Source organism: Arthrobacter sp. 35/47, assembly GCF_000520475.1.
Taxonomy (GTDB): domain Bacteria; phylum Actinomycetota; class Actinomycetes; order Actinomycetales; family Micrococcaceae; genus Arthrobacter_D; species Arthrobacter_D subterraneus.
Map to the genome: position 1 here is coordinate 144,158 of NZ_KI914592.1, position 2,184 is coordinate 146,341.

4 protein-coding genes are annotated in these 2,184 nt (G+C 62.5%); 1 reads left to right on the top strand and 3 read right to left on the bottom strand.

Annotated features, from left to right (window positions below; genetic code table 11):
* Window positions 1-268 precede the first annotated feature (268 nt).
* Window positions 269-478 carry a hypothetical protein gene (locus X803_RS0107350; RefSeq protein WP_156929998.1) on the bottom strand — a complete coding sequence of 70 codons (210 nt, stop codon included), beginning with the start codon at window positions 476-478 and terminating at the stop codon, window positions 269-271.
* Window positions 479-639: 161 nt separating this feature from the next.
* On the opposite strand from X803_RS0107350, the gene X803_RS18455 reads away from it, so the two are divergent.
* A complete protein-coding gene (locus X803_RS18455; protein WP_035778188.1) occupies window positions 640-837 on the top strand; it encodes a YegP family protein in 198 nt (65 codons plus the stop codon).
* A gap of 20 nt (window positions 838-857) precedes the next feature.
* On the opposite strand, the gene X803_RS0107360 is transcribed toward X803_RS18455, so the two are convergent.
* Window positions 858-1,304 carry an SRPBCC family protein gene (locus tag X803_RS0107360; protein ID WP_026544642.1) on the bottom strand — a complete coding sequence of 149 codons (447 nt, stop codon included), beginning with the start codon at window positions 1,302-1,304 and terminating at the stop codon, window positions 858-860.
* Between the two features lie 54 nt (window positions 1,305-1,358).
* Window positions 1,359-2,184, bottom strand: an 826-nt coding sequence (locus X803_RS18460; protein ID WP_156930007.1) for an MFS transporter, incomplete at its 5' end; no start/stop codon positions are given.

Here is a 2,184-nt window from a genome sequence, read left to right on the forward strand (position 1 = left end):
ACCCGCCTCGGGTGCTCGTCACCTCCGGAGTGTCGGGGTTCGCCGGTCCGCTGGGTTCAGCACCATTGCGCAGCGCCTCCAGCCGATGCTCAAGGACCTGCACTACGGGAAGCCGGTTCCCGTGGGCCCGCTCGTAGTCCAGGAGCTGGTTCACTGCCGATTCGTCCAGCCCGTTGATCCTGCTGGGCAGGGTACCTAATGGAAGGTGGTCGTAATCGGGCAGGGGAAGATCTTCGTGTCGTGGTGATTCGCTCTGTGTCATTGGTTATCACTCCGAAGGTTCAGTGGCTACATCCGAGGGCTCTTCTTCGCCCCGCGAGTTATCCTCGAGGTCGTCGTCGATGCCGTCGTTATTGTCGAACTCGGTCTCTTCACTCTGTTCGGGTGATTCTCCTTCACCCGGATCATCACATCCGGTGAGCAGCACGGCGCTGATTCCTGCCGCCGCTGCCATTGCCCACAGCCTGCGATGTGTCATGATCAATCTCCTTCCACCAGGGGTTGGGGAGATCACCCCTTACAAATAAAACAGTATGCTTACTATCTTGCAGTTGTCGATGGTTCATCTCCTCCAGTTGCTAAGCCTGCTGATAATCTGAGGGAAGAACACATCGCACCATACAGCGAAGGAGTCCTGGGATGGCTGGAAGGTTTGAACTCTACTTCGACGGCGAAAAGCGGTACCGGTTCCGGCTCACCGGGGACGACGGCGCAACCCTGGTGACCAGCGAACCGTACGATGACAAGCCGACTGCGGTTGCAGGCATCAATGGCATCCGTGACTGCGCGTCCACAGCGCTGATCTCCGACCTCACCGGCGGGGACGAGTCCGAGTAGTCCTGCTTGCCGTCAAGCGCTTACTGGCGTTTCGAGGTCACATAGTGTTCGAGGTTTTCAAGGGTGCGCTCAATTGACTCCGGATGTTTCCTCGTGAACCCCAGAAGCTTCAGCAGCGGTCTGCCGGGGGCAGAGCGCGCGTCCCATTCCTCGGCCACCAGAGTGCCGCCGTCGTGCTCCTGGAGGGTATAGCGCCAGACATGGCGTGAAAAATGGCGCCAGGCGATCCGCTTCCCCTCGTCAAACTCGACCACCGTGTTGAGAATCTTGTAGGGTGCGCCGATCTTCATGTCCATGCCGAAGCGTGCCCCTTCCGAGAGCCGCTGCGGCCCGTTGGGCTGCTCACCCGTCACTGTGCCGGAGCCGTCAATGACGCTGTGGAGCGCGGGTGTTGCGAGGACCTCGAAGATTGCGGAGGCAGGGGCAGCGATGAACCGCTCGCGGCGGATCAGGTAGGAAGTGGCCATCGCCCCATTCTCCATCGAACGGCCGGAGATGACCGGATTGGGCCATGGGGCCCGCTACATCCGCCCACCGGATGCCGGCTTGGGCTCCGCCTGGGTATCCATTCCTGCAGGCAGGTCCGTAGCGGCCGGCACCGGAGCATCCCGCTCGATCACTCTGGAGAGTTCCTTCTCGTGAACGAACGCGAACAGGAGCGCAGCGATCACACCGAGCGGCGCCATGTAGAGGAACAGCGGTGTGAGCGCGTCGTTGTAGGACTCGATGATCGGGTTCCGGAGGGCGCCGGGCAGGCCGCTGACAATCTCCGGAGTAAGCGAGTTGGGGCCGCCGTCCAGCCCAGCCCCGCCTGCAGGCAAGCGCTCCAGCAGGAGTTCGGCCACCCGCGCGGTGAACAGGCTGCCGACAACCGCTGAGCCCAGGGTGGCGCCGATCTGCCGGAAGTAGTTGTTCGACGCCGTCGCCGTGCCGACCACGCGGTTGGGAAACGTGTTCTGCACGATGAGCACCAGAATCTGCATGGTGAGCCCCAGCCCCGCGCCCATGACGGCGATGTAGACGCAGATCACCCAGACCGGCACGAGAGGACCGACGGTCGAAAGAAGCAGCAGCGCGGCGGTGACGGCGAGCGCGCCGGCGATGGGCATCCACTTGTACCGGCCGGTCCTGCTCACCAGGAACCCCGAAACGGTGGAGGTCAGGATCAATGCGCCCATCATCGGGATCATCAGCAGCCCGGCGTTGGTTGCACTGGCGCCGGTTACCATCTGCAGGTAGGTAGGCAGGTAACCGATGGCGCCGAACATGGTCACGCCGATGAGCAGGCCGCCGGCGGTGGTGAGGATGAAGTTGCGTTCCCGGAACAGGTTCATCGGCAGGATCGGT

Excerpts from the sequence above, each read along its gene's own strand:
- X803_RS0107350 (WP_156929998.1), bottom strand. The coding sequence starts at position 478 with ATGACACATCGCAGGCTGTGGGCAATGGCAGCGGCGGCAGGAATCAGC.
- X803_RS18455 (WP_035778188.1), top strand. The coding sequence starts at position 640 with ATGGCTGGAAGGTTTGAACTCTACTTCGACGGCGAAAAGCGGTACCGG.
- X803_RS0107360 (WP_026544642.1), bottom strand. The coding sequence starts at position 1,304 with ATGGCCACTTCCTACCTGATCCGCCGCGAGCGGTTCATCGCTGCCCCT.